The organism is Alkalihalobacterium alkalinitrilicum, from assembly GCF_002019605.1.
Lineage (GTDB): Bacteria > Bacillota > Bacilli > Bacillales > Bacillaceae_F > Alkalihalobacterium > Alkalihalobacterium alkalinitrilicum.
The window spans coordinates 3,320,450-3,332,462 of the sequence record NZ_KV917368.1; the positions used below are offsets into that span (position 1 = coordinate 3,320,450).

At 37.8% G+C, this 12,013-nt stretch carries 9 protein-coding genes; 1 reads left to right on the top strand and 8 read right to left on the bottom strand.

Features of this window, described 5'->3' with window-relative positions:
* Window positions 1-11: 11 nt before the first annotated feature.
* The 6 genes from gatA to pcrB form a co-directional block, all read right to left on the bottom strand.
* Window positions 12-1,472, bottom strand: a complete 1,461-nt coding sequence (gene gatA, locus BK574_RS15995; protein ID WP_078429292.1) for an Asp-tRNA(Asn)/Glu-tRNA(Gln) amidotransferase subunit GatA — start codon at window positions 1,470-1,472, stop codon at window positions 12-14.
* 13 nt (window positions 1,473-1,485) lie between these two features.
* Entirely contained in the window at window positions 1,486-1,776 is a 291-nt protein-coding gene (gatC, locus tag BK574_RS16000; protein WP_075388991.1) for an Asp-tRNA(Asn)/Glu-tRNA(Gln) amidotransferase subunit GatC, read from the bottom strand.
* Between the two features lie 226 nt (window positions 1,777-2,002).
* Complete coding sequence (locus BK574_RS16005; protein WP_078429293.1) at window positions 2,003-3,175, bottom strand: CamS family sex pheromone protein; 1,173 nt, start codon at window positions 3,173-3,175, stop codon at window positions 2,003-2,005.
* 110 nt (window positions 3,176-3,285) lie between these two features.
* Window positions 3,286-5,298 (bottom strand): NAD-dependent DNA ligase LigA, encoded by a 2,013-nt coding sequence (gene ligA / locus BK574_RS16010; RefSeq protein WP_078429294.1) that lies wholly within the window; start codon window positions 5,296-5,298, stop codon window positions 3,286-3,288.
* Between the two features lie 16 nt (window positions 5,299-5,314).
* Window positions 5,315-7,519, bottom strand: coding sequence for a DNA helicase PcrA (gene pcrA / locus BK574_RS16015; RefSeq protein WP_476559215.1), 2,205 nt, complete (start codon window positions 7,517-7,519; stop codon window positions 5,315-5,317).
* Window positions 7,520-7,605: 86 nt separating this feature from the next.
* On the bottom strand, window positions 7,606-8,286 hold the full coding sequence (gene pcrB, locus BK574_RS16020; RefSeq protein WP_078429296.1) for a heptaprenylglyceryl phosphate synthase: 681 nt from the start codon (window positions 8,284-8,286) through the stop codon (window positions 7,606-7,608).
* A 195-nt stretch (window positions 8,287-8,481) separates the two neighbouring features.
* Between pcrB and ade the strand changes: the two genes are divergently transcribed.
* Window positions 8,482-10,209: an adenine deaminase gene (gene ade / locus BK574_RS16025; protein WP_078429297.1), complete on the top strand. Its 1,728-nt coding sequence runs from the start codon at window positions 8,482-8,484 to the stop codon at window positions 10,207-10,209.
* 430 nt (window positions 10,210-10,639) lie between these two features.
* On the opposite strand, the gene BK574_RS16030 is transcribed toward ade, so the two are convergent.
* Entirely contained in the window at window positions 10,640-10,951 is a 312-nt protein-coding gene (locus BK574_RS16030) for a YerC/YecD family TrpR-related protein (RefSeq protein ID WP_075388986.1), read from the bottom strand.
* 15 nt (window positions 10,952-10,966) lie between these two features.
* Window positions 10,967-12,007, bottom strand: a complete 1,041-nt coding sequence (locus BK574_RS16035; protein ID WP_142247982.1) for a DUF3048 domain-containing protein — start codon at window positions 12,005-12,007, stop codon at window positions 10,967-10,969.
* Window positions 12,008-12,013 lie beyond the last annotated feature (6 nt).

The following is a 12,013-nucleotide window of genomic DNA, read 5'->3' on the forward strand; positions in this document are numbered from 1 at the left end:
GTTCTCCCCCCTTATAGTTCTGGTTTCGCTTTATGATGATCGGTCGCTTGTTCAAAAGCGTGGGCTACACGGTAAACTGTGTTTTCATCAAAATGTTTACCGATAACTTGTAATCCAATAGGTAACCCATTCTCTCCTAACCCACATGGAATGGAGATCGCTGGTACACCAGCCAAATTAACTGGAATGGTTAAAATATCATTTGCATACATCGTCAATGGATCATTGACCTTTTCACCAATTTTAAACGCTGTTGTCGGTGCGGTTGGGCCAATTATGACATCATAGTTTTCAAATACGTCTTCAAAGTCTTTTTTAATTAATGTACGAACTTTTTGAGCTTTTTTATAGTAAGCATCGTAATAACCTGAGCTAAGTGCATACGTTCCGAGCATAATGCGGCGCTTTACTTCATCACCGAATCCATTACTTCTTGTTTCTTTATACATTTCAATTAAATTAGCAGCATTATCCGAACGCACGCCATAACGAACGCCATCAAATCGAGCTAAGTTGGCTGAAGCCTCTGAAGAAGCTAGTAAATAGTACGTTGCAACTGCATATTTTGAGTGTGGTAACGATACTTCTTCCCATGTAGCGCCTAATCCTTCTAACACTTTTAAAGATTCTAAGATGCGATTCTTAACATCTTCATGAACCCCTTCAGCTAGATATTCTTTTGGCACTGCAATCTTTAAGCCTTTAACATCTTCAGTTAAAGCTGATAGATAATCAGAAGTATCAATATTAGCAGAGGTTGAGTCCATTTTGTCGTATCCAGCTAATACTTGAAGTACTAGCGCATTGTCTTCAACCGTACGTGTAATCGGACCAATCTGGTCTAAAGATGATGCAAATGCGACTAATCCAAATCGAGAAACACGACCATAAGTCGGCTTTAATCCCACAACCCCACAATAGGAGGCAGGTTGACGAATTGATCCTCCAGTATCTGAACCTAACGAAAACACAACTTCTCCTGCTGCTACAGATGCTGCAGAACCTCCACTTGACCCTCCTGGTACATAATCGGTATTCCATGGGTTTCTAGTATTAAAAAAACCTGAGTTTTCCGTTGATGATCCCATCGCAAACTCGTCCATATTAAGTTTACCGATTGTCACAGATTGTGCCCCTTGTAAATTTTCGATGACGGTTGCATTATGCATAGGTTCAAAGTTAGCTAATAACTTACTCGAACAAGTTGTCGTTAAACCTCTAGTTACAATGTTATCTTTGATTCCTGCTGGAATCCCGAAAAGCAGTCCCCGTTCAGCATTTGAATTAAGTGCTTCATCTAGCTTTTTGGCATAACCTCGTGCTCTTTCTTCATCTAATGTTACAAATGCCTTAACCTTTTCATCAACAGCATTAATTCTTTCATATGATGCGTTTACTAATTCTGAAACAGACACTTCTTTGTTATGTAAGCGATTATGTAAATCAGAAATACTTCCACCTAATACTGACATTAATACTCCTCCTCTACTCAAGGATCGACGGAACTTTTACTTGTCCATCCTGCTCATCTGGTGCGTTCTTTAATACCTCTTCTCTCGGTAACGATGGTTTTACTTCATCTTCACGCAATACATTACGTACATCAAGTACATGTGTAGTCGCCTCAATACCATCCGTATCTAGCTCATTTAGTTGCTCAGCAAATGAGATGATTGCATCTAGTTGTTGTGTAAACATCTCCGCCTCTTCTTCTGTAACAGATAAACGTGCTAAATGAGCGACATGTTTCACCTGATCTTTTGTGATACGTGCCATTTTTCCACCTCCAAAAAGCGTTCATTTTCACAATAAATAGATCATACCAAATTACGTACTAATAGGCAATAAACCCCATTATAACAACACTTGTCAAATAATCGAAATATTACAAGAAAAAAATGCGCCATATAAACAAATAGACGAATTCACATAGGAATTCGCCCTCACCATTACTGTTAATAAGTACTCTACTTGTTAAACGTTAATTGTTACTTATTTTCTCCTAACGATAAACGTGAATAAACGGTTCTTCATTAGGGTTTCTAACAATAATTGCTTCTTGGCCAACAACAGAAGTAATATAAACTTGAATTTTTAAGTTGCTAGGAAAACGTTGAGCAATTCGATCTGCCGAAAACTGCGTTAATGCAATAATCTCAGCCTTCCCTTGAAAACGAATTGGAATTTCAATCGTTAATTCCCTTAGTTGTTCATCTTTATAAGACCCCATTCCAACTACACCAACATAGTTATCAAAGAAATCATTGATCTCATCTTTAAACTTTAAAAAACGTTCAGCGTCATTTCGCTGTTCATTATTTGCAAGAGTAGAAGGGTAAAAATAATACTTTTGATTAATTCCTTGCCACCTATCAATTTGACGTTGTGGCTCAGCAAGACCCTTCATAATAAAATTACCAGGTACGATGGCTTCTCGTTTTTCCTCTTGAAACAGAGCAACAATGATTGGGACATCTTCTAATATTCCACCTTCACGATTTGGGGAACGCAAACGCGCCACCACTTCTTCGGCCATACGTTTGCCTTCTGACTCTAACTTGGACTGATTGATGTCCACCTCGTACCTGTATATCCGACCTTGCTCGTCATAAATTCGATAATTATAAATTGTATTCATGGATAGCCCGATGACAACTCCACCTAATTCAAGCTGTCCATTTGCATTTTCTACGAGATAATTATGTTCTAGTATATGAGAAAGGTAGCGCGGTTGGTTCTCTTCTTGTTCCCTTAATGTATCACCAGATCCTAGTGCAGGATTTAGACCATTTGGATTATCCGATTCATCATATCGCATTAACCAATTATTCAATTCAGTTCTAGAAATATATTGTCCTTCTCTAAAAAAATACTTATCTGGATCGAACCTTTCATTTGCCAGTTCCATTAAACCCAATTCCAAATGTTCTAAATCCAATCGATTGTGTACGACGGCAGTACTAAAGCCTCTAGCTTCTCCATGAGTATAAGAACCATCATATAAGACACTTCGATAATAATTTTCAGGTGTATATACTTCTGGACTCAATTCAACAGTTTGATCTTCCCCATACTCTTCCTCTTCTACTAACTGTTCTTCTGGTTGTAAAAAAGGAAAACAACCTGATAAAAAGATGACACTACAGAGTACAAGCGGTATCGCTCGTTTTATCATCTTCACCACTCCTCATCTATATTTCTAAAATGTTTGTTCATAAAGGAAATCGGTGAATTCCGTCTTAAACAAACGTTTATTTAAGAGGAGAAAATATCCATTTTCGCAACTTAGTTAGCAGTTTCTTGAATGAACTGTTCTTCACTCCATACGGTAATACCTAACTGTTCTGCTTTGGCTAACTTGGAACCTGCATCTTCTCCAGCCACTACTAAATCAGTTTTTTTACTAACACTTCCCGTAACTTTTCCGCCTAAAGCTTCAATCTTTTGCTTCGCTTCATCTCTCGTTAACTGGGTTAATTTCCCAGTAAGTACGATGGTTTTATTTAAGAATGGACTTTCCTTAACATCTTCAGTTGAAGGTAATTTAGGTCCTGTGTAAGTCATATTAACTCCAAGTTCACGAAGTTCACCAATTAAATCTTGTACCTCAACTTGTTCAAAGTAATTAACAATTGAATTGGCCATTTTTTCACCAATTTCATTTACTGATTTCAATGTCTCGAAATCCGCTTCTTGTATCGCTTCTATCGTTTCAAAATGCATCGCTAACGTTTTGGCTGCTTTAGCTCCAACAAACCGTATCCCTAAACCAAATAATAATTTCTCTAGCGAATTTATCTTAGTGGTCTCTATTGCGTTTAGTAGATTTTCAACAGACTTCTCGCCCATTCTCTCTAGTTCTATTAGTTGTTCTCGTTTCAACTTATAAAGATCCGCTACATCTTCGACGAGACCTTCTGCAAATAATTGAGCAATCACTCTCTCTCCTAAGCCATCGATATTCATCGCGTTACGGGAAACAAAGTGTGTTAAACCTTCACGAATTTGAGCTGGGCATTTCGGGTTAATACATCGTAATGCCACTTCCTCTTCAAGTCGAACAAGCTCACTTTCACATTCTGGACAGTGAGTTGGCATATGAAAATCTTGCTCTTCGCCCGTACGTAATTCAAGTAGTACGTTAACAACTTCTGGAATAATGTCTCCAGCTTTCTTTACGACAACCGAATCACCAATCTTTATATCCTTTTCACGAATTAAATCTTCATTGTGTAAAGAAGCGCGTTTCACAGTAGTCCCAGCAACCGTTACAGGCTCGAGGATCGCTGTTGGTGTCACTACCCCTGTACGACCAACATTTAAATCAATACCAGTCAATTTTGTTACAACTTCTTCTGCTGGAAACTTATATGCAATCGCCCATCGTGGACTTTTCGCAGTAAAGCCTAGTGTTTTTTGTTGCTCGAGGGCGTCAACTTTAATTACGATCCCATCGATTTCATACGGTAAGTTAGCACGCTTTTCAACCCAACTTTGGACATACTCAATTACTTCATCAATTCTTTTACAATAACGGCTTTCTTGGTTAATTTTTAGCCCTAACTGTTTTATATAATTCAATGCTTGATGGTGTGAGGTGATTGTTTCGTTTTCAATTCTACTAATTGAATAGAGAAAGATATCAAGATTCCGTTTGGCTGCAACCTTTGGATTTAACTGACGTAAGGAGCCGGCAGCTGCATTTCTAGGATTCGCAAATTTTTCTTCTCCCACAGCTTCTTTTGCCTCATTCAATGTCGTGAATGAGCTTTTCGGCATGAATGCTTCGCCACGAACTTCTATCGTGACTTCTTCTTTTAAGCGCAAAGGAATAGAACGAATCGTTTTTAGATTTTGAGTAATGTCTTCACCTATCGTGCCATCCCCACGTGTCGCCCCACGAACAAATTTTCCTTGTTCATATTTCAATGAAACTGCTAGTCCATCTATTTTCAATTCACAACTATACGTCGGTTCCCCGTTAGTTAAACCTTGCCTTACGCGACGGTCAAAGTCTCTTAAGTCGTCTTCATTGAATGCATTTCCTAAGCTTAACATAGGAACATCATGCTGTACCTTATCAAAAAATGGGAGAGGTTCTCCGCCAACTCGAACCGTCGGAGAATCACTCGTTATAAATTCAGGAAATTGCTCTTCTAGTGAGATCAGTTCCTGCATTAATTGATCATATTCGGCATCCGAAACAATCGGTTTGTCTAATCCATAGTAATGGTGACCATATTCATTTAGAAGCTCTCTAAGCTTTTCAATTCGAGATTTCGCTTCATGTTTTTCCATGTTATCGCCCCTTTCATTACACCTTTTTAATCGGCGCAAATTTTGCCACTAACCGTTTTACACCTATAGGCTTCGGAAAGGCAATATCGAGTTCAATATGTTCTCCTTCACCTTTCTTACTCACGACCGTACCAATTCCCCATTTTCCATGCTCTGCTTTATCCCCAACAGCCCATTCAAACCCTTCTCCACCTGAAGTCGATGCTACAGGTCTTGAAAATGTTACATTTCGTTTAGGCATACTAGGAGAATTAAGACGAGAGGTTTTAGCCCACATTGGCTCAGGCTTTTCCACTTCTTCTAAACAATATTCAGGAATTTCTTTGAGGAAGCGAGAAGGTGCATTCGCATTTGTACGACCAAACAATGTACGACTTCTTGCATTAGTTAGGTATAGCTGTTGCTCTGCTCGAGTAATTCCTACGTACGCTAGACGACGTTCTTCTTCCATTTCTTCCTCTTCAAAAAGAGACCGACTATGCGGAAAAACCCCTTCTTCCATTCCAATAATAAAGACAATTGGGAACTCTAAGCCTTTAGCAGAGTGCATTGTCATTAATGTAACCACTTCTGTTGGCTTTTCCTTATCTTCATCGAGTTGATCAATATCAGCAACAAGCGCAAGGTCCGTTAAAAATGCAATTAACGATTTATCCTCACTGCTTTTTTCAAATTCAACAGTAACGGATAAAAACTCATCAATATTTTCTAGTCGACTTTGTGCTTCTATTGTTTTTTCATTTTTCAACATGTCACGGTATCCTGATTTCTCCAAAACTTCCTCAACAAGTTCAGTGACAGATAAATACTCTTGCATATTAATCCAGTTATTCATTTGCTTCGAGAAATCATCAAGTTTACTAACAACCCTTGCACTGAGTCCAACTTGTTCAATTTCTTGAAGTACTTGAAACATAGAAATTCCTTGATTAGCTCCATATTCTAAAATACGGTCAACCGTTGCAGCTCCAATTCCACGTTTCGGAACGTTAATAATACGTTGCAAACTTATATCATCATCAGGGTTTGAAATTAAACGTAAGTAGGCCAAAACATCTTTAATTTCTTTACGATCATAGAATTTCGTCCCGCCGACAATGTTATATTCAATATTCGATTTAACAAGTAATTCCTCCATCACACGGGATTGAGCATTCGTACGGTAAAGTATCGCTACATCAGAGTTACTACTGCCGCTACGCGTCGCTTCTTTAATTTTTCCAATAACGTAATATGCCTCATCTTGCTCAGTATCAGCTTCATAACGAACAATTTTACATCCTTCTTCATTTTCAGTCCAAAGCTTTTTTGGCTTTCTTTTAGAGTTCTTTTCGATCACCTTGTTTGCTGCTTCTAAGATTGTTTTTGTCGATCGGTAATTTTGCTCTAACAAAATAACAGTTGCGCTTGGATAGTCTTTTTCAAATGAAAGGATATTAGCAATATCCGCACCACGCCAACGATAAATAGATTGATCCGAGTCTCCAACAACACAAATATTTTTATACTTTTCAGCAAGCATATTCACTAGTACGTATTGAGCTTTATTTGTATCCTGATACTCATCGACGTGAATATATTGAAATTTTCGTTGATAATATTCCAGAACTTCAGGTACAAGTTTAAACAGCCTAATCGTTGTCATGATAAGATCATCAAAGTCTAATGATTGATTTTTCCTTAACTGCTTCTCATACTCCACATAAACTTCCGCTGCAGTTTGTTCATACAGACTACTTGCTGTTTTGGAGAATTCTTCCGCTCTTTTCAATTCATTTTTGGCAGAACTAATCGTACCTAAAATACTTCTGGGCTCAAATTTTTTCGGATCAATATTTTTTGTTTTTAAAATTTGTTTAATCACGGACAATTGATCGGACCCATCTAATATAGTAAAATTGCGGCTAAACCCAATTCGGTCGATATCTCTTCTTAATATTCGGACACACATCGAGTGGAACGTCGAAATCCATATATTTTCGGCAGTTCCACCTACAATTTGAGCTACACGATCTTTCATTTCTCGTGCTGCCTTATTTGTAAATGTAATTGCGAGAATATTGTACGGCGCTACTCCCTTTTCACGAATGATATAGGCAATTCGGTGCGTTAAAACTCTCGTTTTACCACTTCCAGCTCCAGCCATTAGTAATAAAGGTCCTTCTGTATGTTGAACGGCTTTTCTTTGTTCTGGATTTAACCCTGATAACATCTTTTCCATTAATTTACTTTGCACATCCACACCACCAAACATATGTTCTTATCTCGTTTATTTTACTGTATCTTTTTATTTTCAACAACCTATTTTCATACTGCATTTACTGTAGCTAGTGCAGCTTCTATATTATCATAGATGATGTTACCTACGATGATTGTATCAGCAAACTGCGCCATTTCTTTTGCTTGTGCTAGATTTGTAATTCCACCACCATAAAACAATCGAGTATGTTTCAATACCTCTTTTACAGCTTGTACGACAGATGGATTGCCGTATGCCCCACTATATTCTATATAAAATATGGGTAAGCGATACATATGCTCTGCCATTCTTGCGTATGCAACCACATCGTCCTCTTGTAGTTTTGTATCTGCCTCTGTTACTTGCGCTACTTTTGCATCTGGGTTGAGTATACAATACCCTTCCATAACAATTTCATCCCAATTCATAATCGGCCCAAATTCTTTTACAGCTTGGTGATGAAGCTTTGTCACCCACTGTAGATCATTACTATTTAAAATCGTAGGAATAAAATAATAATCAAATCCTGGGGTTAAAGCTTCGATATTTGAAACTTCTAGCACACACGAAACCGAAAATCGACGTATTCTCGCTAATAAACTAAGCGTATTATCGAGCGTGACCCCGTCAGTACCTCCAACGATTATTCCATCTGTCCCAGATTCACAAATTGCCTCTAAATCTCGATCGCTAATTTCTTTATTCGGGTCTAATTTAAAGGCATGCTTCCAATCTTTATATTCAAGCATGACTGTTATCCTCCATCATCGTAACATTTATCTTCACTGAATGATTATATCAAAAATAGCTCGTCATTCTAAGAGCTGACCCCTTTAAAAAATATTGGAACATTTTTATACCAACAACTAACATTTTCTAAGCAACGTTGTTATACTATACAAAATGATTTTAAAAGTTAGAAAAAGATCCATAAGGGGGCTTTCATGATCAATAACATCTATTATTACATTCATACTGCAGCTCGAACGGAACAAGCAGATCTTGTCATCAAAAACGGAAAAATCATCGATGTTTTTAACGGCGAAATCATTGAAGAAGATGTTGCTATTACGAATGGAAAAATTGTTGGGATAGGTTCTTATAGAGGAAATACTTATTTTGATGCAAAAGGGTGTTATATTTGTCCTACTTTTATCGATGGGCACGTTCATATTGAGTCGTCTATGCTTATTCCACAACAACTTGAAAAAGTTCTTGTTCCTCATGGTGTTACGACGCTAATTGCTGATCCTCATGAGATTGCAAATGTTTCTGGCACAGAAGGAATACAATATTTAATTGATAATAGTAAACAATCGTTACTTGATATTTATTTCATGATCCCATCCTGCGTCCCTGCAACTCCATTTGAAAATGCAGGAGCTGTTCTAGAAGCGGAAGATATTACCCCATTTTATAATGACCCAAATGTACTTGGGCTAGCGGAAGTCATGGATTTTCCATCTGTTCTTAATGGCAACGAAAAAATGGTTAATAAACTAACTTCTGCGTTGCAGAGCGGAAAGCTGATCGATGGACACGCAGCTGGTTTAAATAAATACGGGATTAATACGTACCGTGCAGCAGGTATTCAATCGGATCACGAAGCTGTTTCTGCCGAAGAAGCGAAAATCAGACTGCAACGTGGGATGTATTTAATGATACGTCAAGGTTCCGTGGCAAAAGATTTAGAAGCTCTCCTACCTGTAGTGACAGAACGAAATGCAAGACGCTGTTTATTCGTGACTGACGATAAACATCTTGATGATTTAGTGGAAGAAGGCAGTATCGATCATAATGTTCGGTTGGCTATTGCGAACGGGATGGATCCGATACAAGCGATTTCAATGGCGACCCTTAATACTGCTGAATGCTTTCAATTAAAAAACAAAGGAGCTATTGCTCCAGGGTTTGATGCTGATTTACTTATTATTTCAGATCTTCATCAAGTTACAATTGAGGATGTATTTTTAAAAGGAAAACATGTTGTTCAAAAAGGAATACTCCAGGCTAAGCTTACAACTACTGAGCCAAAACCAACACCTGTTGCACTTACGAACAGTGTCAACATTAACCCTGTGACACAAGACGATCTAAAAATCATTCTTTCAAAAAAAACAGCCAATATTATTGAAGTCATTCCAAATTCCTTAATCACAAATCATTTACAAGAAGAGGTAGACATCGAAGAGAAACTATTTGTCTCCTCCATTGAAAAAGATCAATTGAAGTTAGCCGTAATTGAGCGCCATAAACAAACCGGAAATATCGGATTAGGAATAGTTAAAGGGATGAAATTAAAAGAGGGAGCAATTGCAACCACAGTGGCTCATGACTCGCACAACATCATTGTTTGCGGAACTAATGATAGCGATATTGTAAAAGCCATTTCAGAAATAGAAGATATGCAAGGCGGTATAGCAATTGTTAAAGAGGGGAAGTTACTGAACGCCCTTCCTTTACCTATCTCTGGATTGTTAACTGACCAAGACTATAAAATTACCCTCGAACAAATGAAGAGTTTAAATACATCACTTTCACTGCTCGGCTTTTCTGGGGATTTCAATCCTTTTTTAACATTATCATTCCTCGCGCTTCCTGTAATCCCTGATCTTAAACTAACGGATACTGGGCTGTTTCACGTGAAAAAATTCAAGCATATATCCGTATAAAACCGAAAACATCGTATAGCTTTTTGAGAAACCCTACTCGTAACTGTAAAGGTAGGGTTTTTTGATGGCCATTTTTTATAATACAAATCGTCATATTGATTTAGCTGTTTCGTTCCTAAACTTGAGGGACATGCTTTAGACTCTTTCGTTCCTGCTTTCTCCTAATTTTTTCCTCAGGCGGGCATGTAGGCGACTCTTTCGTTCCTGCTTTCTCCTAATTTTTCCCTCAAGAGGGCACGCAGATGACTCTTTTGTTCCCAATTCCCCCTAATTTTTTCCTCAAGCAGGCACGTTGATGACTCTCTCGTTCCCTCTTTCTCCTATATTTTTCCTCCAGCGGACACGTAGACGACTCTAGCAGGCATAATTACTTCACAAAAACAAAAAAACAGGCGGTTGAGAAATATAAATTACTCAATCGCCTGTTTTTTTATTCATTTGTTTCTTTATCGTCGTTATGGACACGATCTAGTGTCATCTTATAGCCATCATTCCCATAATTTAAACAACGTTTCACGCGTGAAATAGTAGCTGTACTTGCGCCTGTCTCTGTTTCGATTTTATGATACGTGTAACCTAATTGAAGCATTCGAGCGACTTCAAGCCGTTGCGCTAATGATTGTATTTCATTAATCGTACATAAATCATCAAAAAATTGATAACATTCCTCTAAATCTTGCAGCGATAATATTGCATTAAATAGTTGGTCTAATTCTTTCCCACGTAACTTATTAATTTGCAATTTATTCACCTCTTCCTATTCTTCAATTACAACTCTTTGTTCAATGCTCGTTGGAATAATATTAATCCAAGTTTGACCTTGTAGTAATTTTATGATTTCACCATTTTTAGCAGGTAAAATTCTACCATCTTCATTTACCCATTCTAACTCAATCGAAACGCCGTTTTGTAGTAATATGGCTTTTCCACCAGATGTTAAGTTGATTTGGCGTCGCCCCTGATCGTCAACGACTTTATGCTCTGCTTCGACAATAAAAATATTATGAAGGTTTAAAGGTACTTCAGTTTCATAATCGATGGATTGAGAAGAACCATTATAACGAGAATACGCTTTCCGAGCCTCATCATACTTATATGTCACGTCATAAAGGTTATTATAAAGGACCTTAACTTCACTTGCAGGAAAGCCATCAATTGCGACCTCAATATCTTCATAAAAAGATAGCGGTTTTGCTTCTCCACTCAAGTTATAACCTTTACTTTCTAATCCCTTCTCGATATTCGCAAATGAAATATACGAGTTATGAGGAGCTTTCCGTTCAGACGATCGCTTAAATAGAGCTCCATCATTATTCCCTTCCATACCATTAATGTGTTCTGTTTCATTTTGAATCAGTAATCTATCTTTGGCTTCAGGGCTCCAGCCATGACTGACAAAAAACGCATCATAACCTTTTGACAAATCAATGTGATAACCTCGCGCACTTCGTACTGGTCCTATATTACTGGGCTGGTGACTATGATAGATGGCGACTAATCGTGTCAGCTCATACTCAGCTAAAACTTCATAAACAATATCTGCATCTACTAACCCTGATTGTGGCCTAGCTTGGCGATGATTATTAATCGTAACAGCAACTGGATGGTGGTCAATTGATGCGTTTGTTGATATACCAGTTAACGGAAATACGTTATCGAATTCAATAACCTCTTCCTCGGTTTCCTCAGTTTCAACAGGATCGACACTGTCTTGAACTGTTTCCTTTTCTTTGCTACATCCTGTACTAATTACTATCGCTAGTACTGTTGCTAATAGAATTTTCGATGATTTCTTCAATTATTA